This window comes from Ruegeria sp. AG7 (assembly GCF_056541545.1).
In genome coordinates, this window is sequence record NZ_JBQFYP010000016.1 from 46,578 (window position 1) to 71,219 (window position 24,642).

The 24,642-nt window shown below is 57.0% G+C and carries 26 protein-coding genes; 16 read left to right on the top strand and 10 right to left on the bottom strand.

Annotated elements, in window-relative coordinates:
- Window positions 1-365: 365 nt before the first annotated feature.
- The 7 genes from ACR0BF_RS17305 (at window position 366) to ACR0BF_RS17335 (ending at window position 7,636) form a co-directional block, all read left to right on the top strand.
- Complete coding sequence (locus tag ACR0BF_RS17305) at window positions 366-740, top strand: hypothetical protein (RefSeq protein WP_480625402.1); 375 nt, start codon at window positions 366-368, stop codon at window positions 738-740.
- Between the two features lie 305 nt (window positions 741-1,045).
- Window positions 1,046-2,629, top strand: coding sequence for an ABC transporter substrate-binding protein (locus ACR0BF_RS17310; protein WP_480495867.1), 1,584 nt, complete (start codon window positions 1,046-1,048; stop codon window positions 2,627-2,629).
- Window positions 2,630-2,697: 68 nt separating this feature from the next.
- Window positions 2,698-3,792: a M24 family metallopeptidase gene (locus ACR0BF_RS17315; protein WP_480625403.1), complete on the top strand. Its 1,095-nt coding sequence runs from the start codon at window positions 2,698-2,700 to the stop codon at window positions 3,790-3,792.
- Entirely contained in the window at window positions 3,792-4,799 is a 1,008-nt protein-coding gene (locus ACR0BF_RS17320; RefSeq protein WP_480477613.1) for an ABC transporter permease subunit, read from the top strand. Before ACR0BF_RS17315 ends, ACR0BF_RS17320 begins: the two co-directional genes overlap by 1 nt.
- Entirely contained in the window at window positions 4,799-5,701 is a 903-nt protein-coding gene (locus ACR0BF_RS17325) for an ABC transporter permease subunit (RefSeq protein ID WP_480625404.1), read from the top strand. Before ACR0BF_RS17320 ends, ACR0BF_RS17325 begins: the two co-directional genes overlap by 1 nt.
- A 4-nt stretch (window positions 5,702-5,705) precedes the next feature.
- Window positions 5,706-6,683, top strand: a complete 978-nt coding sequence (locus ACR0BF_RS17330; protein ID WP_480488833.1) for an ABC transporter ATP-binding protein — start codon at window positions 5,706-5,708, stop codon at window positions 6,681-6,683.
- Entirely contained in the window at window positions 6,680-7,636 is a 957-nt protein-coding gene (locus tag ACR0BF_RS17335) for a dipeptide ABC transporter ATP-binding protein (RefSeq protein ID WP_480520838.1), read from the top strand. The genes ACR0BF_RS17330 and ACR0BF_RS17335 overlap by 4 nt, the downstream gene beginning before the upstream one ends.
- Before the next feature lie 73 nt (window positions 7,637-7,709).
- Here ACR0BF_RS17335 and ACR0BF_RS17340 read toward each other — a convergent pair whose 3' ends face one another.
- Window positions 7,710-8,480 (bottom strand): transporter substrate-binding domain-containing protein, encoded by a 771-nt coding sequence (locus tag ACR0BF_RS17340; protein WP_480520836.1) that lies wholly within the window; start codon window positions 8,478-8,480, stop codon window positions 7,710-7,712.
- Between the two features lie 121 nt (window positions 8,481-8,601).
- Between ACR0BF_RS17340 and ACR0BF_RS17345 the strand changes: the two genes are divergently transcribed.
- From ACR0BF_RS17345 to ACR0BF_RS17355, 3 genes are read left to right on the top strand one after another with little or no spacing between them, the layout of a single operon-like run.
- The gene (locus ACR0BF_RS17345) at window positions 8,602-9,342 is read left to right on the top strand and encodes an amino acid ABC transporter ATP-binding protein (protein ID WP_480484650.1); all 741 of its coding nucleotides are present in this window, start codon (window positions 8,602-8,604) and stop codon (window positions 9,340-9,342) included.
- Between the two features lie 8 nt (window positions 9,343-9,350).
- On the top strand, window positions 9,351-10,109 hold the full coding sequence (locus tag ACR0BF_RS17350) for an amino acid ABC transporter permease (protein WP_480625405.1): 759 nt from the start codon (window positions 9,351-9,353) through the stop codon (window positions 10,107-10,109).
- Between the two features lie 11 nt (window positions 10,110-10,120).
- Complete coding sequence (locus tag ACR0BF_RS17355; RefSeq protein ID WP_480625406.1) at window positions 10,121-10,387, top strand: carboxymuconolactone decarboxylase family protein; 267 nt, start codon at window positions 10,121-10,123, stop codon at window positions 10,385-10,387.
- A 100-nt stretch (window positions 10,388-10,487) separates the two neighbouring features.
- Here the strand turns inward: ACR0BF_RS17355 and ACR0BF_RS17360 are convergent, their stop codons facing one another.
- Window positions 10,488-11,420, bottom strand: coding sequence for a hydrogen peroxide-inducible genes activator (locus ACR0BF_RS17360; RefSeq protein WP_480625407.1), 933 nt, complete (start codon window positions 11,418-11,420; stop codon window positions 10,488-10,490).
- Window positions 11,421-11,527: 107 nt separating this feature from the next.
- Here ACR0BF_RS17360 and katG point away from each other — a divergent pair, with 107 nt between their 5' ends.
- Entirely contained in the window at window positions 11,528-13,708 is a 2,181-nt protein-coding gene (katG, locus tag ACR0BF_RS17365) for a catalase/peroxidase HPI (protein WP_480625408.1), read from the top strand.
- 66 nt (window positions 13,709-13,774) lie between these two features.
- On the opposite strand, the gene ACR0BF_RS17370 is transcribed toward katG, so the two are convergent.
- The 6 genes from ACR0BF_RS17370 to ACR0BF_RS17395 form a co-directional block, all read right to left on the bottom strand.
- Window positions 13,775-14,617, bottom strand: coding sequence for a fumarylacetoacetate hydrolase family protein (locus tag ACR0BF_RS17370; protein ID WP_480625409.1), 843 nt, complete (start codon window positions 14,615-14,617; stop codon window positions 13,775-13,777).
- Between the two features lie 18 nt (window positions 14,618-14,635).
- Window positions 14,636-15,391, bottom strand: a complete 756-nt coding sequence (locus ACR0BF_RS17375) for an SDR family oxidoreductase (protein WP_480625410.1) — start codon at window positions 15,389-15,391, stop codon at window positions 14,636-14,638.
- A 139-nt stretch (window positions 15,392-15,530) separates the two neighbouring features.
- Entirely contained in the window at window positions 15,531-16,361 is an 831-nt protein-coding gene (locus tag ACR0BF_RS17380) for an amidohydrolase family protein (RefSeq protein WP_480625411.1), read from the bottom strand.
- Window positions 16,358-16,786, bottom strand: coding sequence for an RbsD/FucU family protein (locus tag ACR0BF_RS17385; RefSeq protein ID WP_480607294.1), 429 nt, complete (start codon window positions 16,784-16,786; stop codon window positions 16,358-16,360). Before ACR0BF_RS17385 ends, ACR0BF_RS17380 begins: the two co-directional genes overlap by 4 nt.
- Window positions 16,776-17,828, bottom strand: coding sequence for an aldo/keto reductase (locus ACR0BF_RS17390; RefSeq protein ID WP_480607297.1), 1,053 nt, complete (start codon window positions 17,826-17,828; stop codon window positions 16,776-16,778). The genes ACR0BF_RS17385 and ACR0BF_RS17390 overlap by 11 nt, the downstream gene beginning before the upstream one ends.
- Window positions 17,825-18,562 carry a GntR family transcriptional regulator gene (locus tag ACR0BF_RS17395; RefSeq protein WP_480625412.1) on the bottom strand — a complete coding sequence of 246 codons (738 nt, stop codon included), beginning with the start codon at window positions 18,560-18,562 and terminating at the stop codon, window positions 17,825-17,827. The genes ACR0BF_RS17390 and ACR0BF_RS17395 overlap by 4 nt, the downstream gene beginning before the upstream one ends.
- Window positions 18,563-18,643: 81 nt before the next feature.
- Here ACR0BF_RS17395 and ACR0BF_RS17400 point away from each other — a divergent pair, with 81 nt between their 5' ends.
- From ACR0BF_RS17400 to ACR0BF_RS17415, 4 genes are read left to right on the top strand one after another with little or no spacing between them, the layout of a single operon-like run.
- Window positions 18,644-20,197 (top strand): UxaA family hydrolase, encoded by a 1,554-nt coding sequence (locus tag ACR0BF_RS17400; protein ID WP_480625413.1) that lies wholly within the window; start codon window positions 18,644-18,646, stop codon window positions 20,195-20,197.
- Between the two features lie 41 nt (window positions 20,198-20,238).
- Window positions 20,239-21,762 (top strand): sugar ABC transporter ATP-binding protein, encoded by a 1,524-nt coding sequence (locus ACR0BF_RS17405; protein ID WP_480625414.1) that lies wholly within the window; start codon window positions 20,239-20,241, stop codon window positions 21,760-21,762.
- Window positions 21,762-22,769, top strand: coding sequence for an ABC transporter permease (locus tag ACR0BF_RS17410; RefSeq protein ID WP_480484663.1), 1,008 nt, complete (start codon window positions 21,762-21,764; stop codon window positions 22,767-22,769). The genes ACR0BF_RS17405 and ACR0BF_RS17410 overlap by 1 nt, the downstream gene beginning before the upstream one ends.
- 44 nt (window positions 22,770-22,813) lie before the next feature.
- On the top strand, window positions 22,814-23,758 hold the full coding sequence (locus tag ACR0BF_RS17415) for a substrate-binding domain-containing protein (protein ID WP_480495894.1): 945 nt from the start codon (window positions 22,814-22,816) through the stop codon (window positions 23,756-23,758).
- 54 nt (window positions 23,759-23,812) lie between these two features.
- Here ACR0BF_RS17415 and ACR0BF_RS17420 read toward each other — a convergent pair whose 3' ends face one another.
- Both ACR0BF_RS17420 and ACR0BF_RS17425 read right to left on the bottom strand, forming a co-directional pair.
- Entirely contained in the window at window positions 23,813-24,112 is a 300-nt protein-coding gene (locus ACR0BF_RS17420) for a CcdB family protein (protein WP_209599024.1), read from the bottom strand.
- Entirely contained in the window at window positions 24,112-24,342 is a 231-nt protein-coding gene (locus ACR0BF_RS17425; protein WP_480520806.1) for a type II toxin-antitoxin system CcdA family antitoxin, read from the bottom strand. The genes ACR0BF_RS17420 and ACR0BF_RS17425 overlap by 1 nt, the downstream gene beginning before the upstream one ends.
- Between ACR0BF_RS17425 and ACR0BF_RS17430 the strand changes: the two genes are divergently transcribed.
- The coding region (locus ACR0BF_RS17430) for a hypothetical protein (RefSeq protein WP_480625415.1) at window positions 24,330-24,642 on the top strand (313 nt) is incomplete at its 3' end. The two genes, ACR0BF_RS17425 and ACR0BF_RS17430, sit on opposite strands and share 13 nt — an antisense overlap.

The window sequence follows — 24,642 nt, forward strand, 5'->3', positions numbered from 1 at the left end:
TCCCGGTATGGGAACAGAGTAGTCGCACTCAGCATCGAAGGACGCCGTAGAATAGAGCGCTGGAAGCACGCGAAGGTCCCTGTTCGGCGGATAGCGCGCTTCCGGAACCGCGCCAAAAGCCATGAGTCACCGAGGGTCACGAAATAGCTCTTCAGACCTCATCTGATCGCGGTATTCACGGGTCTCTCGGCTATGTGTGCGGTTTTATGCTGCGCCAGAGCGAGGATCGGCATTTCTCCGCTGGATATGATTGCAAGATGGCAACGGTGGCGCCTGATTTCGTGGGTGGCATGGTGCGGGAGGTAGTTGTCCTGAGGCACAGTGAAGGCTCGCTGCCAAACCCCAGATGTCCAAGGACTCAACCAATGTTACACACTGTGCCCGCCTGTCGAGAGGCGGCCCCTTGTTTCGATACATGTCGATCCAGCGCGCTCGACACCAACAGCACTCTCAATTCAACGCGTGCCGCGTCCCCCGTGGTGGACGAGTCAGAGTGTCAGAGCCTGCGCAACTCGACCGGTCAGGGGAATGCGCGCAATCTTTGGGGAATGGTTGCGTGGGGTGTGTTGGTGATAGTCCAAATCGCCGCATACGCCGCCATGTTCTATGGCGTGTTGGTTATGCATATCTCGCTGCTTCCTTACGTATTTCTGGTCACACTGACAGTCTTATTCTGGCTGGGTTACGATTGCATTCGCGATATGCGCAAGGATACTTCCTCAGCTACCGGTCAGAGATAGCTATCCATTCTTACCAAAATGACTTTGGGTCAACGAGAGTCGATATCTGTGGCCAAACTGCCGGAACCTGTGAAATGTTAGTGTCGCCCTTCGCGATTTCCTAGGGGCAGGGCGCTGTCAGGTTCATGACACACCCTGTCAACGGGGCATCATTCACGAAAGTCAGTGACAGAGCCGGTTGACAACAGGTTTTGTATTTTGGATACATTTGTCAGGGATATCGCAACGACCTGTATTGTCACTGAACGCTCTGACGACAAAGAGCCATGCGATTGTCTTGCCAAGTCCATTTCTGGGAGAAAATCATGAAACTCAATCTTCTGGCCGCAACCACGGCAATAGCCCTGTCGGGTGCCGTGGCACAGGCGAATACCCTGGTGTATTGTTCCGAAGGTTCACCCGAGGGGTTTGACCCTGCACTGTTTACCGCAGGAACAACCTTTGATGCCTCGTCGCATCCTATTTATAACCGGTTGCTGGAATTCGAAACCGGTACAACCAACGTGATCCCCGGCCTGGCTGAAAGTGTCGAGGCCAGTGATGATGGCCTGGAATACACCTTCAAGCTGCGCCAGGGTGTCAAATTCCATTCGAATGATGAATTCACCCCGACCCGCGATTTCAACGCCGATGACGTAATCTTCTCGTTCATGCGCCAAAAGGACGAGAACCACCCCTATAACCAAGTGTCTGGCGGCACGTGGGAATACTTCCAGGGTATGGGGATGCCGGATCTGGTCTCTTCTATCGAAAAGATTGATGACTACACGGTGAAGTTCACCCTGTCCAAGCCAGAGGCACCTTTTGTTGCGAATATGGCGATGGATTTTGCATCGATCATGTCAGCCGAATATGGCGATGCCATGATGGCTGCCGGCACGCCTGAGAAACTGAATACCGCACCCATCGGGACCGGGCCTTTCTCGTTCGTGGCCTACCAGAAAGACGCGGTGATCCGCTATGCCGCCAATGGCGATTATTGGAAGGAACCGGCGCAGGTCGAAAACCTGATCTTTGCCATTACGCCGGACGCGTCTGTTCGCTACCAGAAGCTGAAAGCTGGCGAGTGCCATGTGATGCCTTACCCGAACCCGGCTGACATTCAGGCGATGAAGGATGATGCAGACATCAACATGATGGAGCAGGAAGGGCTGAACGTCGGGTATCTTGCCTACAACACCACGATGGCGCCGTTCGACAACCCCAAGGTTCGCAAGGCGTTGAACATGGCGATCGACAAGCAGGCGATCATCGACGTGGTTTTCCAGGGCTCGGGCCAGGCTGCCAAGAACCCGATCCCGCCAACCATGTGGGGCTATAACGACGCCATCGCGGACGATCCATATGATCCCGAAGCGGCCAAGGCCATGCTTGAGGCCGAAGGCGTCTCGGACCTGTCGATGAAGGTCTGGGCGATGCCGGTTCAGCGCCCCTATAACCCTAATGCCCGCCGCATGGCCGAGCTGATTCAGGCCGATTTTGCCAAGGTTGGTGTGGGCGTCGAAATCGTCTCGTACGAATGGGGCGAATACCTGTCACGCTCGAAAGAACTGAACCGCGACGGTGCTGTTCTGCTGGGCTGGACCGGGGATAACGGCGATCCGGACAACTTCCTAGCCGTTCTGCTGGGCTGTGACGGTGTCGAAGCATCGAACCGCGCGCAATGGTGCCACCAGCCGTTCGAGGATCTGATCCTGAAAGCCAAGCAAAGCACCGATCAGGCCGAGCGGACCAAACTGTATGAAGAAGCTCAGGTCGTGTTTAAAGAGCAGGCCCCATGGGCAACCATTGCTCACTCGGTTGTATTCATGCCGATGAGCAACAAGGTGCAAGGCTACAAAGTGCACCCGCTGGGCGGCCACATCTTCTATGGTGTGAGCGTCGAGTAAGCCACCACTCACTCACCGGAGCCGCCTGTTTGGCGGCTCCGGCTTTCTTATTGAGGAGGTCGGCCTGAATGCCGGATCTGTCTGAATATCGTCAACTGGCACGGGACATGTCAGTCGACGCTGTTGCTCTTGTACCTGGCCCGAATTTCACCCGCGCTTTGGGAAAAGCTTTCATGAGCCACGAACGGCCCTTCGTGGTCGTTGTCCCGCCTGAGGGACAGGCCGCGGCGATTGTGCCCAATCTGGAACTGGCCTCATGGGATCTTGTCGGGTTCGAGGGCGCTGTTTTCGATTGGCGCGATCAGACCGGTTATGACGATGCGTTTACCGCATTGGCCGCACAAATGCCGATCCGCTCGCTTGCGGTGGAAGGTCAGGTGATGCGGGTTTTCGTCTCTGCGGCGTTTACCCGTGCTTTGCCGGACTTACGGATCGTCGACGGTGAACACGAAATCTCGGGCCTGCGCATAATCAAGACCGATGAAGACATTGCTGCGATGCAGGCGGCCATCGATATCTCGGAACGTGCTCTGGGTCGTGTGGTTGCAGATGTGCGTGTCGGCCAGACCGAAAAACAGATCGAGCAAGCCCTGATACAGGCGCTGTTTGCAGAAGGGGCCGAGTCACTGGCGTTTTCGCCCATCGTGGTGGCTGGCGACAATTCGGCACGGCCGCATGGGAAAGCGCGCAACGACTACCAGATCAGGGCAGGCGACGCGTTACTGTTCGATTTCGGTGCCCGCAAAGATGGTTTCGCCGCCGATATTACGCGAACCTTCTTTGTTCAGGACGTGTCAGACGAGGGCAGGGAAGTCTACGATGCCGTTCTGCGCGCCAACAAAGCCGGGTTCGAAGCCTGCCGCCCGGGTGTAACGGCCCATGACATCGACGATGCGGTCATAAGCGTGCTCGAGGCCTCGCCATTTGCGGATCGTATTCGCACCAAAACGGGTCACGGGTTGGGTCGGGATGTGCATGAGGCACCTTATATCATGCGTGGGAATCATCAGAAAATCCTGCCGGGTATGGTCTGGACGAATGAACCAGGTCTGTATGCGCTCGAAAGTTTTGGCGTTCGCATCGAAGATGATGTGCTTGTCACTGAGGATGGCTGCCGGTCGCTGACCCATTTCCCCAAAGAGCTTACAATCATAGGTCGCTGATGTTTGGTTACTTACTCACCCGCATTGGCCTGTTCGTCCCGACCTTTCTGGGCGTGACGTTGATTTCATTCATGTTTATCCGGGTGCTACCGGGTGATCCGATCATCGTTATGGCCGGCGAGCGCGGTATGACTGAAGAACGCTACCAGGAAATGGTAGAAAAGCTGGGTTTCGACAAACCGGTGTTGCAGCAATACTGGGAATACCTTGCCGGAGTTTTGCAGGGCGATCTCGGCGAAAGCTTTGTCACCAAAAAACCGGTCTGGGAGGAGTTCTTTTCGCTGTTCCCCGCGACAATGGAACTTTCGCTCTGCGCCATGATCTTCGCCATCGCATTGGGTCTGCCTGCCGGTGTGATTGCGGCGGTAAACCGGGGGAAGTTTTTTGACAGGGCACTGATGTCTTCGGCATTGGTCGGATATTCGATGCCCATCTTCTGGTGGGCGCTGCTGCTGATTATCGTGTTTTCGGGCAATCTTGGCTGGACACCGGTGTCCGGCCGGATCGACCTGCTTTATTACTTCCCAAGTGTCACTGGCTTTATGCTGATCGACAGTCTTTTGTCCGGGCAGGAAGGCGCATTCGGGTCGGCCGTTCGTCATCTGATCCTTCCGACGATTGTGCTGGGTACTATTCCGCTGGCCGTGATCGCGCGTCAGACCCGGTCGGCGATGCTGGAGGTTCTGGGCGAGGATTACATCCGCACCGCGCGTGCCAAAGGGTTGTCGCCGACCCGGGTAAACGGGCTGCATGCGCTACGTAACGCGCTGATACCGGTTGTCACGGTGATCGGGTTGTCGGTTGGTACGTTGCTGGCGGGGGCAATTCTTACTGAAACCATCTTCAGCTGGCCGGGCATCGGCAAGTGGATGGTCGACAGTATTTTCCGCAGGGATTACCCGGTGGTGCAAGGGGGTTTGCTGATGATCGCGGTGATCGTGATGCTGGTGAACCTGCTGGTCGATGTTTTGTACGGCATCATCAACCCCAAAATCCGGAGACGATGATGACCGAGCTTTCGTCGAACCAACCAATGGCCGAAAATCGTCCCAGCGCACTGCGAGAGTTCTGGTACTATTTCAGCGAAAACCGCGGTGCCGTGATCGGGTTGTGGGTTTTTGCCGCCTTTGTGTTCTGTGCGGCCTTTGCCCCTTTGTTGGCCCCCTATGATCCGACCGAACAGTTCCGGGACCATATCCTGCAACCCCCTGTCTGGCAGGAAGGCGGAAGCTGGGCCTTCCCGTTGGGCACCGATCCATTGGGCAGGGATATGCTGTCGCGGCTGATCATGGGTTCACGCTATTCCTTCTTTGTGGGGATCGTTGTGGTCTGTGTTGCCGTAACGGGCGGCGTAATGGTCGGCCTTCTGTCGGGTTTTGCGCCCAAATGGGTTGATACGTTGATTATGCGGGTGATGGACATCGTCCTGGCTTTCCCGTCTCTGCTGCTCGCCCTTGTTCTGGTCGCCATTCTGGGCCCATCACTGACCAATGCGATGATTGCTATCGCCATCGTATTTCAACCGCATTACGTGCGCCTGACCCGCGCGTCGGTTCTGGCGGAACGGCAGAAAGACTATGTGACCTCGGCTCGTGTGGCCGGTGCTGGCAAGTCGCGGCTGATGTTCATCACGGTATTGCCCAACTGTCTGGCGCCAATCATCGTTCAGGCGGCCCTGTCTTTTTCGACTGCCATTCTGGACGCGGCGGCCCTTGGGTTTCTGGGCATGGGCGCGCAGCCCCCCACACCAGAATGGGGCACCATGCTGGCTGAAGCGCGCGAGTTCATCCTGCGCGCATGGTGGGTTGTAACCTTCCCCGGTCTCGCGATTCTGGTCACCGTGCTTGCCATCAATCTGATGGGTGACGGGTTGCGGGATGCGCTGGACCCGAAACTGAAACGGAGCTGATCGCATGAGCCTTTTGCAGATCCGTAATCTGACTGTTGAGTTCGCCACATCTTCGGGTAGTTTCCGCGCCGTGGACGGTGTCGATCTGTCGGTCGACAAAGGCGAATTGCTGGCCATCGTCGGCGAAAGCGGTTCGGGCAAGTCCGTGTCGATGCTGGCACTGATGGGCTTGCTGCCCTGGACCGCCACGATCACCGCTGATGAGATGAGCTTTGAGGGCCGTGACCTGTCCGGTATCTCGGCCCGCGAACGGCGCAAGATCATTGGTAAGGACATGGCGATGATCTTTCAGGAACCGATGTCCTCGCTGAACCCCTGTTTTACTGTCGGGTTTCAGATCAAAGAGGCATTGCGCATCCACCTTGGCCTGAACCGAAAAGAGCGTCACGAGCGTGCGGTCGAATTGTTCGATCAGGTTGGCATTCCCGCGCCTGAAAGCCGCCTGAATTCCTTTCCGCATCAGATGTCAGGGGGCATGAACCAACGGGTTGTGATCGCGATGGCCATTGCCTGCAACCCCAAGCTGCTGATCGCGGATGAACCGACCACGGCGCTGGACGTGACCATTCAGGCGCAGATTCTGGATCTGTTGATCCGGTTGCGTAATGAGCATGGCATGGGTCTGGTTCTGATCACCCATGACATGGGTGTCGTGGCGGAAACCGCCGAGCGGGTTCAGGTGCAATATGCCGGGCAAAAGGTTGAAGAACAGCCTGTCAGGGATTTGTTTCGAACGCCGCGTCATCCCTATACCACGGCCCTGCTAAGTGCTTTGCCGGAGCGGGCAACGTCCAAGATTCTGCCGACGATTCCAGGTGTTGTCCCGGGGCAATTCGACCGGCCAAAAGGATGCCTTTTCAGCCCACGGTGCCGCTTTGCCGATGCGACCTGCGCTCAGACCCCGCCGACCCCTCATGCCGAGGCATTTGGCAAAGCGCGCTGTCACTATGTTGAAAAGATTGCCGCCGGAGAGCTGGTATGACCACACCTATCGTTCAGGCCAACGCCCTGGCCCGGTTTTACACGGTCAAAGGCGGGTTGCTGTCCAAACCCGCAACCGTAAAGGCGCTGTCGGGGGTGGATTTCGACCTGCAACCGGGAAAAACATTGGCCATTGTCGGAGAGTCAGGCTGTGGCAAGTCTACGCTGGCCAGACTGATCACAATGATCGAAGAACCAACCTCGGGCAGCCTGACGATAAACGGGGTCGAAATTACCCCTTCGCAATGGAGCAAGATGCGAGAGACGGTGCAGATCGTCTTTCAGGATCCCTATAGCTCGTTGAATCCGCGTCAGCGCATCGGCCAGATCCTGCAGGAACCGCTGATCATCAACCGGCCTCAGATGACGGCCGCCGACCGTGAAATGCAGGCACGCAAGATGATCGAGATGGTGGGCCTGCGCCCGGAACATTATGACCGCTATCCGCATATGTTCTCGGGTGGGCAGCGCCAGCGGATCGCCATTGCGCGGGCGCTTATGCTGGACCCCAAGGTGCTGGTTCTGGATGAACCTGTCTCGGCACTGGATGTGTCGATTCAATCGCAGATCTTGAACCTGCTGGTCGATCTTCAGGAACGGCTGAACTTGGCCTACCTGTTCATTTCACATGACTTGTCAGTTGTCCGGCATTTCGCCGACGACGTGATTGTCATGTATCTGGGGCGCGCGGTCGAAAAAGGTCCGAAAGAGCAGCTGTTCGCTGCTCCCCGACATCCGTACTCCAAGGCGTTGCTGTCCACGACGCCCCGTGCCGACCCGGATGCCCGGAAAGAGCGGATCAAGCTGGAAGGCGAGTTGCCGTCACCCATGAACATCCCGAAAGGGTGCGCTTTTGCGCAACGATGCTGGCTCGCGACTGACCAGTGCAGGCAAACATTGCCTGAACTGGATGATGAAATCCATCAGGTTGCGTGTCTGCATCCTCTTTTCTGAAAAACCAGATGACCAACGAAAACACCCGGGCCATAGGACCGGGCGTTAGAGTATCCGCACGTCCTTGAAGGCGTCAGAGCCCCCATTTATCGCGGTTTGCTTCAAAGAAGCCTTCCGCTTTTTTCACTTCGATCCAGTTGTTAACATAATTTATCCAGATCTGGTCGCCTTGTGGCAGGATCATTGCAATCGGCGAAGGTGATCGGGGGCCAGCGTTTTTCACGCGCTCTACTGGAAATTTCTCCTCTAGTGTCGATCCTTCGATGTTCGACGTGATGAACACATCAGCACGACCGGCGATAACTTCCTGAAAACCGCGGGCTGGGGCCTCGACCACCTTGATCTCGGCGTCAGGGAACCACTCGCGGACCCGTTTTTCAAACGTGGTGCCCAAAGTCGTCGCGACCTTAACTCCGGGTTGATTGATCGAGTCATATCCGTCGAATTTGTCGGCCTTTTCCTTGGTGGTGTAGGGGAAGAGTTCCACCGAGATATAGCTGTCGGAAAAACCCGCAACTTTCATGCGCGGTGGTGAAATCGATGCCGACCCGGTCAGGTGGTACTTGCCCGCGACCACACCATTCACCAGTGTTTTCCAGTCGGTGGGGACAAATTCGACCTCAACGCCAAGATCGGCGGCCAGTGCATTCATAATGTCGATGTCGTACCCTTTGTAGCTGTTGGTTGCCGGGTCGCGCAGTGTCATAGGGTTCCAGTCACCTGTGGTGCCAACCTTGAGCACGCCGGAATCCAGAATCTCGTTCAGCGCAGATTGCGCCTGTGCGGAACCTGACAATACAAGCCCCAACACGGCAGCCGCCGCGGCTTTCCAAAAAACGCTCATAGGTATCTCCCGTTGGTGGCGTTACGACCTTGTGATTGCAATCCTCATTGATTTCAGTCCAAAGGGAAAGATAACCTCAAGAAAATATTACTATGGGGCAAAAACGGGGGCAGTTCAGCTTATGGCAGGCGCCGCAATCGAGCTTGTGGGCGTGAATAAGTGGTATGACACATTTCACGTTCTCAAGGACATCAACCTGACGGTCAGCAGCGGCGAAAAGGTGGTGATTTGCGGGCCTTCGGGGTCAGGCAAGTCCACCGTCGTTCGATGTATCAACCGGTTGGAAAAACACCAGAAAGGGATCATTCGGATAGATGGGGTTGACCTGGCGGATGACGCGAAGTCAACGGCAACCATCCGGTCCGATGTCGGGATGGTCTTCCAGCAATTCAATCTGTTTCCGCATTTGACCGTTTTGGAAAACCTGACTTTGGGTCCGATCAAAGCGCGCGGCCTGAGCCGGAAGGACGCGGAGGAAAAAGCGCGCCATTATCTGGATCGTGTACATATTCCCGATCAGGCGGACAAAAAGCCCATGCAGTTGTCCGGCGGTCAGCAGCAACGTGTGGCGATTGCACGATCCTTATGCATGGAATCGCGCGTGCTGTTGTTCGATGAACCCACGTCGGCGCTGGACCCCGAGATGATCTCGGAAGTGTTGGAAGTTATGGTTGAACTGGCGAATGAGGGCATGACCATGGTGGTCGTGACCCACGAGATGGGGTTTGCCCGGAAAGTGGCTGACAAAATGATCTTCATGGATGCTGGTGAAATCGTCGAAGAAGGCAAGCCGGAACATTTCTTCACCAACCCTCAGTCTGACCGCTGTCGCAAATTCCTGTCTCAGATACTGCAGCACTGAGAGGGCTGATGAAAAAACTTCTACTAATTGTACCTTTGCTGCTGCTGGCAGGCTGTTCGTCTTCCCAGACCTGGGGTTGGTATGTGATCGACCCGACCACTGCATCGGGCTGGATCAATGTGAAATTTCTGATCTCGGGGATGGGGGCAACGATCCAGATTTCACTGATCGCAGCGGCGATTTCGATCGTCATCGGATTGTTGGTGGCCCTGCCGGGATTGTCCGAGAAACGCGGCTGGCGGCTGGTTAACCGTGTTTACGTTGAATTTATTCGCGCCATTCCCCTGCTGCCAATGCTGTTCTGGGTCTTTTATGGCTTGCCCATCGTGTTCAAGTCTATGGGCATGAATGTCCCCATCGATCCCTTTTGGGGTGCGATCATCACATTGGCGATTTCTGACAGCGCCTTCACTGCCGAGATTTACCGCGCAGGCATTCAATCCATTGCGCGAGGTCAAAGCGAAGCGGCGCAGACCATCGGGCTGAACTACGTGCAGACCATGCGTTATGTGATCCTGCCGCAGGCAATCCGGCGCATTCTGCCGCCCTTGGCAAACCAGTTCATCTACATCGTCAAGATGAGCGCATTCGCCAGCGTCATCGGGATGCAGGAACTGACCCGGCGCGCGAATGAGTTAGTGGTCACGGAATACCGCCCGCTGGAAATATATACCCTGCTGGTCTTTGAATACCTGATCCTGGTTCTGATCATCAGTGCGGGTGTACGCTGGCTGGAGCGTCGCATGGGCGCGGACGAGCGCGGATAAGGAGAATGGATATGGACTGGAAAGCTTTCATGGCCGAGACCGAGGCCAATATCGGAACTTTTTCGAAGGAAGTGCCCGAAACCGTGCGCGGCTTTGGCATCATGGGCAAGGCCGCCAAGACCAATGGCGCATTAAGTGAGAAGACCAAGGAATTTATGGCCCTTGGCATCGCCATTGCGACCCGCTGCGACAGCTGCATAGGGTTTCACGTGCGTTCCCTTGTCCGGCTGGGTGCAACCCGAGACGAGATGTGCGAGGCCTTGGCGATGGCGACCTAAATGGGCGGCGGGCCGTCTTATGCTTACAGCGCCAAAGCGTTGAAGGCTTATGATGTGTTTTCCGGTTAATTGCCGCGCAAATCACCAAAGCGGATTGTGATCAGCCGTTTGGTTCCGGGTCAGCGTGCCCTAGGCCTCCCGCGTTTTCCTCGGCGGTTTTGCGAATAATTGCACCGATTTTCAGCAGGTTTTCACCCAGCGGGTTGGTCTTTCGCCAGATCAGGCCGATGGTTCGGGTTGGTGGGGTGTCCTGAAAGCGGGCGATGGACACGTCGGCAGACCGGGTTTCCAGCCCCACGGCCATTTCCGGTATCAGCGTCACACCGATGCCCGCCCCGACCATCTGTACCAGTGTGGACAGAGAACTGCCCTCCATAATGTGCTGCGGTTCGATATTGCGGATCGAACAGAAGGAAAGCGCCTGATCTCTGAAACAATGCCCTTCTTCCAGCAACAACAGCCGCATCGTTCTGAGCTGTGACGAACTTGGCATTGGCAACCCGGCGTCCCGCGCCGGGCGAACCAGCAGAAAGTCTTCGTTAAACAACGAAAATTCCCGAAGGCTGGGCTCCGATACTGGCAAAGCGACAACGGCAAAATCCAGTCTTGAGTCCAAAATTTCGCCGATCAGGGTTTGGGTGATGGTCTCTTTGGGCTCGATCGTCAGCTGTGGGAATCGTTGCGACAGTGCCTTGATGATTGATGGCAGCAAGTAAGGCGCGACCGTGGGGATGACCCCGATTCTGATGCGACCCGACAAGGGACCAGCGGAAGATTGCACAAGATTCCCCAAATCTTCGACCCGCGTCAGGATTTCGCGGCCATGTTTTAGGACATCTTCGCCAAGCGCGGTCAGGCGCGTCTCGCGCGCTGCGCGTTCGACCAAGGGGCCACCCATGATGGCCTCCAGCTCTTTGATTTGTATGGAAAGCGCGGGTTGCGATATCGCGCTGGCCGCCGCGGCTTTGCCAAAGTGGCCGTGGGTGGCAAGCGCTTCGAAGTAGCGCAGGTGTTTAAGTGTGAGTGACTTCATAGGAAAAATTAATTGCAACGATAGTAATTACAAATTTCCAATTATCGAAACCGTAAGGTACGAGTCAAGACATCTGAACCCCTCGGTAAATACTCAGGAGATTTACAATGGACGGTAATCCCCACAATCACCAATCCGGCGGCTGCCCAGTCTTGCATGGCGGGAACACGGGCACGGGCAACTCTGTCACCAAATGGTGGCCGGATGCGCTGAACCTGGACATTCTGAGCCAGCACGACACCCGCACCAACCCGATGGACGCGGATTACAACCACCGCGAGGCAGTCAAAGGGCTGGATTTCAACGCTGTTCGTGCTGACGTCGAAGCGTTGCTGACCGACAGTCAGGACTGGTGGCCGGCCGATTGGGGCCACTATGGCGGCCTGATGATCCGACTGGCGTGGCACTCTGCCGGGTCGTACCGTCTGGGGGATGGTCGTGGTGGCGCAGGCTCGGGCAACATCCGTTTTGCACCGCTGAACTCGTGGCCGGATAATGCCAGCCTTGATAAAGCGCGCCGTCTGCTCTGGCCGGTGAAAAAGAAATACGGCAATGCGCTGTCCTGGGCAGACCTGATTGTTCTGTCGGGAACGGTTGCCTACGAAGCCATGGGTCTGAAGACCTTTGGCTTTGGCTTTGGCCGCGAAGATATCTGGGGCCCGGAAAAAGACGTCTACTGGGGTTCGGAAAACCAGTGGCTGGCTCCGTCCGAGAACCGCTATGGCGATCTGGAAACCCCCGGCACGCTGGAAAACCCGCTGGGCGCGGTGCACATGGGCCTGATCTATGTGAACCCCGAAGGTGTGAACGGCAATCCAGATCCTGCAAGAACTGCTCTGCACATCCGCGAAACCTTTGCCCGTATGGCGATGAATGACGAAGAGACGGCGGCGCTGACCTGCGGTGGTCACACAGTCGGCAAAGCCCATGGTGCGATGGCAGGCGATCATATCGGTGCCGAGCCCGAAGCCTGCCCGGTCTCCGGCCAAGGCTTGGGTTGGAACAACCCCGATCAGAACGGCAAGGCAACCAACGCATTCACCTCTGGTATCGAGGGTGCGTGGACGAAAAACCCGACCAAATTCGACATGGGCTTTTTCGATTACCTGTTCGGATATGAGTGGAAATTGGGTAAATCGCCCGCGGGTGCACAACAGTGGCAGCCTATCGACATGCCGGAAGATGAAAAGCCGGTCGACCCGACCGACCCTTCGGTTCGGCGAATGCCGGTCATGACCGATGCGGACATGGCAATGAAGATCGATCCGATTTACAATGCGATCTGTCAGAAGTTCATGGCCGACCCGGATTACTTTGCCGACACCTTTGCCCGCGCTTGGTTCAAGCTGACCCACCGCGATATGGGGCCACGCGTCAACTACTATGGCCCAAACGTCCCGTCAGAAGAGCTGATCTGGCAGGACCCGGTCCCTGCGGGTTCGACCGCGTATGACGTCGGTGCCGTCAAGGCAAAGATCGCCGACAGCGGTTTGACCGCGGTCGAGATGATCACCACAGCATGGGACAGCGCCCGTACCTTCCGTGGTTCGGACAAACGCGGCGGCGCAAATGGTGCGCGTATCCGTCTGGCACCACAGAAAGACTGGGCAGGGAATGAGCCCGAGCGTCTGGCAAAAGTGCTGGGCGTGCTGGAGCCGATTGCAGCGGAAACCGGGGCCTCGATTGCAGACGTGATCGTTCTGGCGGGCAACGTCGGTCTGGAACAGTCGATCAAAGCCGCAGGTTTTGACATGACGGTTCCGTTCTCGGCTGGTCGCGGCGACGCAACGGACGAGCAGACCGATGCCGTCAGCTTCTCGGTGCTGGAGCCGCTGGCGGACGGGTTTAGAAACTGGCAGCTGAAGGAATACGCGGTATCCCCCGAGGCGATGATGCTGGACCGCGCGCAACTGCTGGGTCTGACCGCAGCCGAGATGACGGTTCTGGTTGGTGGCCTGCGTGTGCTGGGTGCCAATCACGGTGGATCAGAGCATGGGGTCTTCACGGATCGCGTGGGTCAGTTGACCACCGACTTCTTCGTCAACCTGACGGATATGTCGCTCAGCTGGCACCCGGTTGACGGCGGCACATATGAGCTGCGTGATCGTGCCTCGGGTGACGTCAGGTTCACCGCAACCAGCGCGGATCTGGTCTTCGGCTCGAACTCGATCCTGCGTGGCTACGCCGAGGTCTATGCCCAGGACGATAATGCCCAGAAGTTCGTGCGCGACTTCGTAGCGGCCTGGACCAAGATCATGAACAATGACCGGTTCGATCTGGTAGCCTAAGAAAAAAATCAGGCGAGGGAAACCTCGCCTGATATCGTGTTCGGGCTGACATCTGGTAGTGCCCGATTATCCCGCGATCACATTCTGTTTTTGAACACCCAGGCCTTCGATGCCCAGTTCCATCGTGTCGCCGGGTTTCAGATAGACTTGCGGGTTTTGCCCCATGCCCACACCCGGCGGAGTTCCGGTCGAGATTACATCGCCCGGCTGCAAAGACATGAATTGCGACAGGTGTGAGATCACAGTTGCCACCCCGAAATGCATCGTCCGGGTCGAGCCGTCCTGATAACGGAGGCCGTTGACCTCAAGATACATCGGCAGGTTCTGTGGGTCTGCAACCTCGTCCCGCGTCACCAGCCACGGACCGATGGGGCCGAATGTATCTGCCGACTTGCCCTTGACCCACTGCCCCGAGCGGTGAAGCTGAAAATCACGTTCCGACAGGTCATTGACCACGCAATAGCCAGCGACGTGATCCATCGCTTCGGCCTCGGAGATGTATTTTGTTTCCTTGCCGATCACCACGCCCAACTCTACCTCCCAGTCGGTCTTGACGGACCCGCGCGGGATTTCCACCGTGTCGTTCGGCCCGATAATGGCCGATGTCGCCTTGAAAAAGATCACAGGTTCCTGCGGCAATTCCATACCGCTTTCTGCCGCGTGGTCGGCATAGTTCAGGCCGATGCAAATGAACTTGCCCACATGGCCGACACACGCCCCTAAACGGGTGTTGCCTTCAACCATCGGCAAACCTTGTGCATTCAGCGCGCGCAGTCGCGCCAACCCTTCGTCGCTGAGAACGTCGCCCGAAATATCGTCGATGACGCCTGACAGGTCGCGAATTGTGCCATCGTCGTGCAGCAGCCCGGGCTTTTCAGCACCCAAGGCGCCAAACCGCAGTAGTTTCATATTGTGATCCCTTTCAGCTTAAATCGCCCATCCGCCATCAATGGCAAAGGGCTGACCAGTGGTAAATGCACTGCTGTCGCTCGCAAGGTAGAGCGCCAAATCGGCAATCTCGTCCGCGGTTCCAATGCGCCCCATTGGCTGGCGGGCGATGAAATCCGTCATCGCCTTTTCGTAGTCGCCCGTCGCCCGCAAACGCTCGTGCAGGCTGGGGCTGTCGACGGTGCCGGGGCAGATTGCATTGCACCGAATGCCCTGCGTGACGAAATCGGCAGCGATCGACTTGGTCAGGCCAATTACGGCAGCCTTTGATGCGCAATATACAAACCGGTTTGGAACGCCCTTCATCGACGAGGCGACCGAGGATATATTGATGATCGATCCCCCGCCGTTTTTCAACATCGCGGGCAGGGTCAGACGGATCATGCGATACATGGCCTTCACATTAAGATCGAAACTGAAATCCCAGTCGTCCTCTTCACAGTCAAGAATGGTCCCGTTTGCCACGTAACCCGCGCAATTGAACAGGATATCCAGCGGTGGCAACTCTGCCACGGCACGTTCCACGGCATGCGCATCTGTCACGTCGAGATGGATCGGAGAGATCCCGTCGATTTCCGAAAGCTCGGCCAATGTGGTTTCGTTGATGTCGCTGGCAAAGACATGCGCGCCTTCGGCTGCGAACAGTTCGGCCGTGGCACGTCCGATGCCCTGTCCAGCGGCGCTGATGAATGCGGTTTTGCCTTTTAGTCGGTCAGAAGGCTGATGCGATGTCATTCTGGTCCTCATGATTTTCCCGAAACCGGGTGGAGTGTTGGGGATAACTGCCGGTCTGTTCGCGCCTCAGGGAAAACACTGGGCAGGATCAGCGGGCGCAAAGCAGTGCGTCGCGTGTTTGGGGTCCGGTGCAGCACCGTCAAATCCTGATGTGATAAGCCTTTGCCGCATTCCCTCCGCGGATGGTTTCGCAGTCATTGGAGGAAAGTGCGCTTAGCAGTTCATCGGTTGCATCGATCCAGCGTTCATAGCTGCTGGCCAGTGTGCAGACCGGCCAGTCGCTGCCCCAGATCAACCGCGATGGTCCGAACGTGTTCAGTAGGTGATCCACATAGGGGTACAGGTCCCGAACCGTCCAGTCGAGCGCAGCTTCGGTGACAAGACCGGACAGTTTGCAGAACGCGTTGGTGTCCCGCGCGATGGCGGCCATGTCTTCGGCCCACCCGTCAAGTACACCCTCCCGGATCAGAGGTTTCGAACCATGGTCAATCACAACCCGCATGTTTGGGTGCCGCGCCAGAAGTTGACGCAACGGCCCCAGGTGCCGGGGCAGGGTGAGGGCATCGAAAGTCAGATCGTTAGATTGGATGGCCTCAAAGGCAGGTCTCAGGGCCGCGCCGAGCATCCAGTTCGGATCAGCGATATCCTGAATCATTGGCCGCAGACCAACCAAAGCGGGATGAGCGGCAAGCTTGGCGATATGCGCGCTCGAATCCGGAGTGTCAAAATCGACCCAGCCAACCACACCTTTGATAAAAGGTGCCTTGTCCGCCAATGACAACAGGTACTCCGTCTCGGCGACGGTCGGCGCGGCCTGAACCAGAATTGTCCCGTCGATGCTCTGTGCTTGCAACAATGGCGCAAGGTCATCTGGCCCGAAGTCCCGGTAAATCTGGCTCAAGTCCGGTGTCAGCCACCCATAGTCGCCACGCGACAGCGCCCAAAAATGCTGATGGGCGTCGATTTTCATGCGATCACGCCCTTCTTCAGGATGATGTTGCCGTAGAGCCTGCGCTCGCCGGTCTGAATGATGGCAAATGCGGATGCCGCGCGTTGGTAGAAGTCGAACCGGTCCAGACTCTGAATTTGCGCGGGGTTGTCAGCCTGCGCGTCGATGATCTTTTGGAAATCTGCGACGGCCTCAGGCACGGCTTCGGGATCACCGACAACCTGCATGGTCAGCGCGGGGTCGGGCACGAATGTATCCAGCGGCATGACAGACAACACGGCGCCAAGCAGGTCGCTTGCCGTTGAACCGTCTGCACGGATGCAGTCGGGCCCAAGGCTTGAGCCCGGGAAATTGGCATCTGCAATAACGATGTCATCGCCATGGCCCATGGCGCGCAGGGCGTACAGCAATTCAGGAGACAGCAGCGGGTCGAGGTTACGCAGCATTGACAGGTTCCTTGGGCAAGGGGGCATCTGACCGGATCAGGCCTTCGGTACGCAGGTCTGACCAAAGCTGGGCGGGGATGGAGCGTTCCAGCAGGGCGACATTGGCTTGAACCTCGGCCGCGTTAACAGCGCCCGGAACAACCGTTTTCACGGCGGGGTGTCCTAGAACAAATTGCAGCGCGGCTGCGATCAGTGGTGTGCCATGGGCCGCACAGACGGCTTCGATCCTGCGCACCCGTCCAAGAATATCCTCAGGCGCATCGGAATAGTTATACTTGGCCCCTGGCACCGCTCCGGTAGCGAGGATGCCCGAGTTATACGGCCCGCCCAGAATGATGCCCACATCGCGTTTCTCGCATAGCGGCAGAAAACTGTTCAAGGCTTCCTGTTCCAAAAGCGTATACCGACCCGCCAGAAGAAACCCGTCGAAATCGCCAAGACCCAGCAGTTTCTCGCAAACCTGCCATTCGTTCACGCCCGCGCCAATCGCGGCGATCTCGCCTGCGTCTCGCAGTTCAACCAGCGCCTTGTAACCGCCGTCATCGAACAACTCGCGCACTTTGGCGTTTGACATTTCCTGACTTCCCTGACTGAAAGCGCAGACGTCATGCACCAGAAGAATGTCTGCATTGGCAACACCGATCCGGTCCCGGCTTGCCTCATATGACCGCATGACGCCGTCATAGGTATAGTCGAACACAATGCGTTTCTGCGGAACGTCCACAAACGCTTCGGGCGTCACCTCATGTGGTTCGCAATCCAGTAGTAGACGACCAATTTTGGTCGATAGCTGGATGTTCTCACGTCCAAACCGCCTGATCGCTTCGCCAAAGCGATACTCGGACCGGCCCAACCCGTATTGCGGCGCGGTGTCGAAAAACCGGATGCCTGTGTCAAATGCGGATTGGAGCGCAGCTTGCGCATCAGCATCCGAGACCTTGCGATAAAGATTGCCCAAAGGTGCGCCGCCAAACCCCATGCGGGTCAGTGGCACGGGCCGGGACGTTCTGTTGTTCAGAAGGGCGGTTTGCGAAACGGTCATCCTGCCTCTCGGGTGGTTTGGGGCGTTAAGTTGAACAGCTGCGGTCTTTCCTGTTGCAGCCGTTCGATCCGAGGCATCAGTTGCCCAAGGTGATGGCGCATGGCGTCTTGTGCCGCACGTTCGTCATGGGCACTGATGGCATCGAATATCGCCCGGTGTTCGGACAGTGTTTCCGCAATGCGGCCGGGTGTCGGCAACAGCAACATCCGTGCGCGGCTGACCTGTAGCGACACGGTCTGTGCCACATCCGGCAGGCGAAGCATCCCGGTGAACGCCATCAACAGGGCGTGGAATTCCTCATCTGCGTGGTAAAACCCGGCAATGTCTTCATCTTCGATCAACAGCTCTTGCAGGCGCACATTGCGGCTCAGCTTTTTGCGCTGATCTTCGGTCAGGTCACGCGCAACCTTGGCCACTGTTGCCAGCTCCAAGGCCTCTCGCAGAAAGGCGCCTTCGCGAATTTCATCCATCGAGAAATAGGACACACGTGTACCCGATTGCGGCACCACATCCACCAGCCCTTCGGCGGAAAGCCTGGTTATGGCGTCCGCGACAGGTGCGCGGGACACACCCAACTGCGCGCAGATCGGCGCCTTCCGAAGGTTAGCGCCGGGAGGGAAATCCAATGCCAGGATCGCCTGTTTGATGGATTGGTAAACCCGCTGCGCGAGCGACCCCTCAAGTGTTGAAATGTCGGGCAGGCGGGTGGCGTCAATGTCGTATGGGTGGTTCATAAGTCTGAACTATCATACTAACATGTTAGTTGACAAGAGCGGATTATCCCCGTAGCTCTGTGGCGAACAAGCGGGGAATCCATGCACCCAGTTTCAGAGATCAAAGCCCCGGGCGGCCCGGCCCGTGACACAATCCGGCTGAACCCGGATGACAACGTGATCATCGCGTTGCGCGACCTGAAAGCCGGCGCGCAACCGGATGGGTTATCGGTGCAGCTTCCCACGGAAATCGCACGCGGGCACAAGATCGCCACCGCCCCGATTGCGGCAGGTGAGAATGTGATCCGCTACGGACAGATCATAGGTCAGGCTAAAGCGGATATCGCCGCGGGCGAGCATGTTCATGTCCATAATCTGGGTATGGGGGCGCATCAGCAGGACTACGCATATGCAAGCGCGAACACGCCACTGCCCGTGATTTCAGGCGACCGTATCTTCCAGGGCTTCCATCGTGCCGATGGCAAGGTCGGCACGCGCAACTACATCGGCATTTTGACAACGGTGAATTGCTCTGGCTCCGTGGCGCAGTTCATAGCCGAAGCCGCCGAGAAACGGAGCTTGTTGGACGCGTACCCAAATGTGGACGGTATCGTCCCGATCGTTCATGGCACCGGATGCGGGATGTCCGGAAAAGATGAAGGCTATGCCACACTGTTCCGGACATTAGCTGGATATGCCCAGCACCCGAATTTCGCCGGTATCCTTCTGATCGGTTTGGGGTGCGAGGTGATGCAGGTAGCCGATCTGGTTGGGGGTCGTCCGATCCGTCCTGATGGCGTGCTGCGTTACATGACCATTCAGAGTGAGGGCGGTACGCGCCGTACCATTGAACGTGGATTGAACGAGCTGCGCGGGATTGCCGAACTCGCGAACAAGGCCGAACGCGAACCTGCGCCGATCAGTGCGATAACGGTTGGAATGCAATGCGGTGGGTCGGATGGCTATTCCGGGATCACCGCCAATCCTGCTTTGGGCTATGCGTCGGATCTGTTGGTGCGGCATGGCGGTACGACGATTTTGTCCGAAACCTCGGAAATCTACGGTGCAGAACACCTTTTGACCCGGCGGGCCGAGACCGTTGAAGTCGGGGAAAAGCTGATAGAACGCATTCGCTGGTGGGAGGGGTATACTCACCGCAACGGTGGTGAGATGAACAACAACCCTAGCCCCGGCAACAAGCGCGGCGGGTTGACGACCATTCTTGAGAAATCGCTGGGCGCTGTCGCCAAAGGCGGAACCGCGCCCTTGCGCGGTGTTTACAAGTTCGGCGAGAAAATCGACAGGACCGGGTTTGTTTTCATGGACAGCCCCGGTTTTGATCCATGCTCGGTCACGGGGCAGGTAGCGTCAGGCGCGAACCTGATCGTGTTCACCACCGGGCGGGGCTCGGTTTCGGGATATCAACCAACACCCTGCATCAAGCTGGCTACCAATTCCGAAATGTATGCCCGGATGTCGGAAGATATGGATCTGAACTGTGGGGACATCGTCACAGACGGTGTGAGCATTGAGGCAAAAGGCGAAGAGCTGTTCGAAATGCTGATCCGCGTCGCATCGGGTGAACAAACAAAAAGCGAAGAACTTGGCTTTGGTGGGGTCGAATTTGTCCCCTGGCAAATCGGCGCAGTGATGTAGGCCGCACCACCCCTTGGGGAGAGGGGTGTTTGGGAGGGTAAATGACAAAACTGGTCGACATGTCGGGGATCGAGAAACACTTTCCCGGAGTCCATGCGCTGAAATCAGTGCAGTTCGATCTGGTGCCCGGTGAAGTCCATGCGCTGATGGGCGAGAACGGCGCGGGAAAAAGCACGCTGATGAAAATCCTCTCGGGGATTTATCAGCGCGACGGTGGCACATTGCAAATCGAAGGGCGTGATGCAAACCCAACCACGCCACGCGAGGCGCTGGCTTTGGGTATCGGCATCATCCATCAGGAACTGAGCCTGATGAATGATCTGACGGTGGCACAGAATATTTTTATCGGCCGCGAACCTCGTAAACGGTTTGGCCGACTGAACGATGCTGCGTTGAATGCACAGACGGCCGAAATTTTTGCGTCCATGAACCTAAACCTCGACCCCAAGGCGCAGGTCGGCAGTCTGACCATTGCGAAACAACAGATGGTCGAGATCGCCAAGGCCCTTTCTTACCGGTCCAGGGTTCTGATCATGGATGAACCGACCGCGGCCCTGAACGATGCTGAAATTGCCGAGCTGTTCGTGATCATCCGCCGTCTGAAGGCTGAAGGCGTGGGCATTGTCTATATCAGCCACAAAATGGATGAGCTGAAGCAGATTGCTGACCGGGTCACGGTGATGCGCGACGGAGAATACGTTGGCACCGTTGACGCGGCAGCAACGCCGATCAGCCAGATTATCGCGATGATGGTAGGTCGCGAAGTCAAGGAAGAGCCGCTGGTCCCCCCCGATCTGAGCGATGCCGAGGTTTCGCTGGAAGTGACCGGGCTGTGTCGGGGTCACGAAATCCGCGATGTCAGCTTTTCGGTCCTGAAGGGTGAGATCCTGGGCTTTGCCGGGCTGATGGGGGCCGGACGTACCGAAGTTGCGCGGGCAATCTTCGGGGCTGATCCCAAAGATAGCGGAGAAATCCGGGTGCATGGGCAGGTGGTCTCGATCAGGACACCATCCGATGCCGTCAAGGCGGGCATCGGCTATCTTTCCGAGGATCGCAAGCATTTCGGCCTCGCCACCGGGATGAGCGTTCGCGACAATGTTGCCTTGGCTTCGATGGATATGTTCACCGGACGTGTCGGTGTTCTGAACGATGGTGAAATCAGCACGACGGCCAAGGGTTACATCACGCACCTGGGCATTCGCACGCCTTCGGACACGCAGGAGGTACGCCTGCTGTCCGGCGGCAATCAGCAGAAAGTTGTCATTGCCAAATGGCTGCTGCGGGATTGCGATATCCTGATTTTCGATGAGCCCACGCGCGGTATCGACGTGGGCGCAAAATCTGAAATCTACAAGCTGCTGGAAGAACTGGCCGGGCAGGGCAAGACGATCATCGTGATTTCGTCGGAACTGCCCGAGATCATGCGCCTAAGCCATCGCATTGCCGTGATGTGCGAAGGCCGACTGACCGGCATTTTGCCGGGCGGCAAAGCCACCACTCAGGAAGACATCATGCATCTGGCGACGCAGCGGGCGGCGGCGATGCAGATAACAGGAACAGCGTAATGACCTCAGCAACGGAAATCGAAAAGAAAAGCCCACTGGCGGGGCTCTCGGAAAGCGGCGCCTACCAAAAGCTGCTGGCCTTCGCCAGCTTGATTGCCTTGCTGATCGGGTTTTCAATCGCGTCGCCGAACTTCATGCAAACTTCAAACATGATCGCCATCTTGCAGGCGACATCGGTCAATGGGGTGCTGGCGGTTGCTGCAACATTGGTCATCATAACTGGCGGGATCGACCTGTCCGTGGGAACTCTGATGACATTCTGTGCCGTTATCGCCGGTGTCGTGCTGACCTATCTCGGAATGCCACTGTTGTTGGGGGTTACGGCAGCGATTGCGGCGGGTGCGTTCTGCGGGCTGTGCTCGGGCACCTTTGTCGCCAAGATGAAAATCCCGCCCTTCATTGCCACGCTGGGTATGATGCTGATCCTAAAAGGGTTGTCGCTGGTGATTTCCGGCACGCGGCCCATCTACTTCAACGACACGCCGGGCTTTGACCAGATTTCGCGCGGGTCGCTGATCGGAAAGGTTTTTCCCGCATTACCGATCCCCAATGGCGTGCTGATCCTTTTCCTTGTTGCCATTGCAGCTTCGTACATTCTGGGGCGCACGGTTCTGGGCAGATACACCTTTGCGCTGGGATCAAACGAAGAGGCGGTGCGCCTATCGGGGGTGAATACCGATCTTTGGAAGATGCGTATTTACGCTCTGGCAGGTGGGATCTGCGGTATCGGTGGAATTCTGATCGCGTCGCGACTGAATTCGGCGCAGCCCGCGCTGGGGCTTGGCTACGAGCTGGAAGCCATCGCTGCCGTCGTGATCGGGGGCACGTCCCTGTCCGGTGGGCGTGGTACAATCCTTGGAACCCTGATCGGTGCCCTGATCATGGCAGTTCTGACCAATGGTTTGCGGGTGCTGTCCGTCGCGCAGGAATGGCAGACCGTTGTCACCGGCGCGATCATCATTCTGGCCGTTTACGCCGATATGGCGCGGCGCAGGAAGACAGGTTGAACAGTCACAAAAATCAGAAACGAAGACCAACTGGAGGAGAAGACATGCTAACACGTCGTTTCATTTTGGGGGCCCTGAGTGCGGCCAGCCTTTCGATACCTGCATCAATGTCATCAGCGGAAGACATATATATTCCGCTGGTGTCCAAAGGGTTTCAGCACCAGTTCTGGCAGGCGGTAAAGTCGGGTGCGGAACAAGCCGCCGAGGAATACGGTGTCACGATCACCTTTGAAGGCCCGGACAACGAAACCATGGTGGATCGTCAGATCGACATGCTGGCGGCGGCCTTGGCCAATAACCCCAAGGCCATCGGTTTTGCCGCTCTGGACAGCCAGGCCGCCATTCCACTGTTGAAGCAAGCTGATGAAAAAGGCATTCCGATCATCGCCTTTGACAGTGGCGTTGACAGCGACATTCCGGTTTCTACAGCAACCACAGACAATCAGGCCGCGGCTGCGCTGGCTGCGGACAAGATGGCCGAGATGATTGGCGGCAAAGGCAAAGTGGCCGTTGTTGCGCATGACCAGACCAGCCGCACAGGCATTGATCGGCGTGACGGCTTCGTCAATCGTATTGCCGAAAAATACCCGGACATCGAAGTTGTCACGGTTCAATACGGTCAGGGTGACCACCTGAAATCGACCGAGGTGACCAAAGCAATCCTGACGGCGAACCCCGATCTGAATGGCATCTTCGGCACCAACGAGGGCTCGGCCATCGGTGTGGTGAACGGGGTGCAAGAACTGGGGACCGAGGGGCTGGTCATCATCGGGTATGACAGCGGTAAGGCCCAGAAAGATGCGATCAAAAGCGGGTTGATGGCGGGTGCAATCACTCAGAATCCCGTGGGCATCGGGTATGAAACCGTCAAGGCTGCTGTAGCTGCGATGAAGGGCGAAGAAGTTCCTGCCCTGATTGATACCGGGTTCTACTACTACGACGCATCCAACATCGACGATCCGAAGATCGCGGCAGTGCTGTACGACTGATTTTCATTGTCATACTTGTTCCTGGCTCTTGGTTCTCCAAGGGCCAGAAGCTTGTCAGAATCCCTGCATCAGCATGTCGATGCCGGCGGTGATCTGCGCAAAGTGATCATCAAGGTTGTCGACTGGCGATTTTAGAATGCCCACCGGAACGGCAGCCATGAATTGGGTCGCCATTACAAACGGTTTGCCCTGGATATCAAAGACGGGATTGAGCCGGGTGGCTGGGATCGGCGCCGTCGCTTCGGGAAGCAGGGGCACGACGACGCGTGTGTTCAACCCGCTCAGCAGATCGCTCTGGATGTCCAGAAGATACCCGTCACCTGACGGGTTGGGGAACACGTCGTATTTTGGCATCAGAACTGTCGGTAGGTATCCAGCGGTAAGCCATTATGCTCGACATACGCGTTGGAACTCTCAAGTGCGGCCTTGTTTTCGGCTTTCCAGCGTTCAGCTTTTGCGCTGGCGACTGCGGCCCGAATGCCGTCTTCGGCTGCCCGGGACAGGTTGATCTTCAGATCCCGCGCCTCGGACAGTATATCGCCATCCAGTGATAGATTTGTCGGTCTACGAGATGGAGCATTCATTTGGTTACCCTCAAGACTGCGCCATTTTACCACTACGCCATATGCGCGTCAAACATGCGCATATTGCTCGACGCGCGGAAAATCTCTGTTCAACGGCACGTGGCAATCAGGAAGTTATTGGCCTGAAAAGAGCATTGCGCTCTGTTCTTGAGCTCCCCCTATTACTCTGCGACTTTTTGTTTGTGTTTATTGAACTGTTGGTCGAAGAGGTTTTTGAAGGGGCCGTTTTTCTGCATGAGTTGGTCGAGGTTTCCCTGTTCGGCGATAGCGCCGTCCTGGATGACGATGATCTTGTCTGCC

Excerpts from the sequence above, each read along its gene's own strand:
- ACR0BF_RS17305 (WP_480625402.1), top strand. The coding sequence starts at position 366 with ATGTTACACACTGTGCCCGCCTGTCGAGAGGCGGCCCCTTGTTTCGAT.
- ACR0BF_RS17310 (WP_480495867.1), top strand. The coding sequence starts at position 1,046 with ATGAAACTCAATCTTCTGGCCGCAACCACGGCAATAGCCCTGTCGGGT.
- ACR0BF_RS17315 (WP_480625403.1), top strand. The coding sequence starts at position 2,698 with ATGCCGGATCTGTCTGAATATCGTCAACTGGCACGGGACATGTCAGTC.
- ACR0BF_RS17320 (WP_480477613.1), top strand. The coding sequence starts at position 3,792 with ATGTTTGGTTACTTACTCACCCGCATTGGCCTGTTCGTCCCGACCTTT.
- ACR0BF_RS17325 (WP_480625404.1), top strand. The coding sequence starts at position 4,799 with ATGACCGAGCTTTCGTCGAACCAACCAATGGCCGAAAATCGTCCCAGC.
- ACR0BF_RS17330 (WP_480488833.1), top strand. The coding sequence starts at position 5,706 with ATGAGCCTTTTGCAGATCCGTAATCTGACTGTTGAGTTCGCCACATCT.
- ACR0BF_RS17335 (WP_480520838.1), top strand. The coding sequence starts at position 6,680 with ATGACCACACCTATCGTTCAGGCCAACGCCCTGGCCCGGTTTTACACG.
- ACR0BF_RS17340 (WP_480520836.1), bottom strand. The coding sequence starts at position 8,480 with ATGAGCGTTTTTTGGAAAGCCGCGGCGGCTGCCGTGTTGGGGCTTGTA.
- ACR0BF_RS17345 (WP_480484650.1), top strand. The coding sequence starts at position 8,602 with ATGGCAGGCGCCGCAATCGAGCTTGTGGGCGTGAATAAGTGGTATGAC.
- ACR0BF_RS17350 (WP_480625405.1), top strand. The coding sequence starts at position 9,351 with ATGAAAAAACTTCTACTAATTGTACCTTTGCTGCTGCTGGCAGGCTGT.
- ACR0BF_RS17355 (WP_480625406.1), top strand. The coding sequence starts at position 10,121 with ATGGACTGGAAAGCTTTCATGGCCGAGACCGAGGCCAATATCGGAACT.
- ACR0BF_RS17360 (WP_480625407.1), bottom strand. The coding sequence starts at position 11,420 with ATGAAGTCACTCACACTTAAACACCTGCGCTACTTCGAAGCGCTTGCC.
- katG (WP_480625408.1), top strand. The coding sequence starts at position 11,528 with ATGGACGGTAATCCCCACAATCACCAATCCGGCGGCTGCCCAGTCTTG.
- ACR0BF_RS17370 (WP_480625409.1), bottom strand. The coding sequence starts at position 14,617 with ATGAAACTACTGCGGTTTGGCGCCTTGGGTGCTGAAAAGCCCGGGCTG.
- ACR0BF_RS17375 (WP_480625410.1), bottom strand. The coding sequence starts at position 15,391 with ATGACATCGCATCAGCCTTCTGACCGACTAAAAGGCAAAACCGCATTC.
- ACR0BF_RS17380 (WP_480625411.1), bottom strand. The coding sequence starts at position 16,361 with ATGAAAATCGACGCCCATCAGCATTTTTGGGCGCTGTCGCGTGGCGAC.
- ACR0BF_RS17385 (WP_480607294.1), bottom strand. The coding sequence starts at position 16,786 with ATGCTGCGTAACCTCGACCCGCTGCTGTCTCCTGAATTGCTGTACGCC.
- ACR0BF_RS17390 (WP_480607297.1), bottom strand. The coding sequence starts at position 17,828 with ATGACCGTTTCGCAAACCGCCCTTCTGAACAACAGAACGTCCCGGCCC.
- ACR0BF_RS17395 (WP_480625412.1), bottom strand. The coding sequence starts at position 18,562 with ATGAACCACCCATACGACATTGACGCCACCCGCCTGCCCGACATTTCA.
- ACR0BF_RS17400 (WP_480625413.1), top strand. The coding sequence starts at position 18,644 with ATGCACCCAGTTTCAGAGATCAAAGCCCCGGGCGGCCCGGCCCGTGAC.
- ACR0BF_RS17405 (WP_480625414.1), top strand. The coding sequence starts at position 20,239 with ATGACAAAACTGGTCGACATGTCGGGGATCGAGAAACACTTTCCCGGA.
- ACR0BF_RS17410 (WP_480484663.1), top strand. The coding sequence starts at position 21,762 with ATGACCTCAGCAACGGAAATCGAAAAGAAAAGCCCACTGGCGGGGCTC.
- ACR0BF_RS17415 (WP_480495894.1), top strand. The coding sequence starts at position 22,814 with ATGCTAACACGTCGTTTCATTTTGGGGGCCCTGAGTGCGGCCAGCCTT.
- ACR0BF_RS17420 (WP_209599024.1), bottom strand. The coding sequence starts at position 24,112 with ATGCCAAAATACGACGTGTTCCCCAACCCGTCAGGTGACGGGTATCTT.
- ACR0BF_RS17425 (WP_480520806.1), bottom strand. The coding sequence starts at position 24,342 with ATGAATGCTCCATCTCGTAGACCGACAAATCTATCACTGGATGGCGAT.